The organism is Streptomyces sp. NRRL B-3229 (genome assembly GCF_000719505.1).
Lineage (GTDB): Bacteria > Actinomycetota > Actinomycetes > Streptomycetales > Streptomycetaceae > Streptomyces > Streptomyces griseorubiginosus.
In genome coordinates this window covers 1-811 of sequence record NZ_JOGP01000088.1, presented here as the reverse complement: position 1 = coordinate 811, position 811 = coordinate 1, and the positions used below count along the sequence as shown (strand labels likewise).

Annotated in this window: 2 protein-coding genes; both read right to left on the bottom strand. The window is 72.4% G+C overall.

Annotated features, from left to right (window positions below):
• Positions 1-222: glyceraldehyde 3-phosphate dehydrogenase NAD-binding domain-containing protein (locus IF54_RS0138815; protein ID WP_030327437.1), on the bottom strand; the 222-nt coding region annotated here is incomplete at its 3' end.
• 128 nt (positions 223-350) lie between these two features.
• The coding region (locus tag IF54_RS0138810; protein ID WP_030327435.1) for a GlxA family transcriptional regulator at positions 351-811 on the bottom strand (461 nt) is incomplete at its 5' end.

Below are 811 nucleotides of genomic sequence, written 5' to 3'. Positions count from 1 at the left end.
GACGGTGATCCGGTGGCCGTCGACGACCAGGGTGTTCCCGTCGACCGTGACCGGCCGGCCGAGCCGGCCGGCCGTGCTGTCGAAGGCGAGCAGCCTCGCGAGGGTGGCGGGCTCGGTGAGGTCGTTGACGGCGACGACCTCCAGGGTGGTGTCGCGTTCGAGGAGCGCGCGCAGCACATTGCGTCCGATGCGGCCGAATCCGTTGATGGCGATGCGAATCATGAATGGTGTCCCTTCCCTATGCCGACCAGGCTCCCTCGCGGCGTGCGCCGCTGACAGTGGCGGGATCGCCATGGTTCAAAAGGATCGCGCCACTCCCGCGCGGGGGCCGGTGCCGCCCCCTCGGGGAGCTACTCGCCCCGGGTGAAGGTGCGCCGGTACTCGCTCGGCGTGGTGCCCAGGATCCGCTGGAAGTGCGTCCGCAGGTTCGCGCCGGTGCCGAGTCCGACATCGGTCGCGATCTGCTCGACGCCGCGCTCCGAGCGCTCCAGCAGCTCACGGGCCCGGTCGATACGGGCGCGCATGACCCACTGCATCGGGGTGTATCCGGTCTCCTCGACGAAGCGACGGGAGAAAGTGCGCGGCGAGACGGCGGCCTGCCGGGCCAGGAGGTCGAGGGTGAGGGGTTCGTCGAGCCGGTGCAGGGCCCATTCCCGGGTGGCGGCGAAGCGCTCGCCGAGCGGCTCGGGCACGCTGCGCGGCACGTACTGGGCCTGGCCGCCGCTGCGGTAGGGGGCCGCGACCAGGCGCCGGGCCGCGTGGTTGGAGGCGGCCACGCCGAGGTCGCCGCGCAGGATGTGCAGGCACAGGT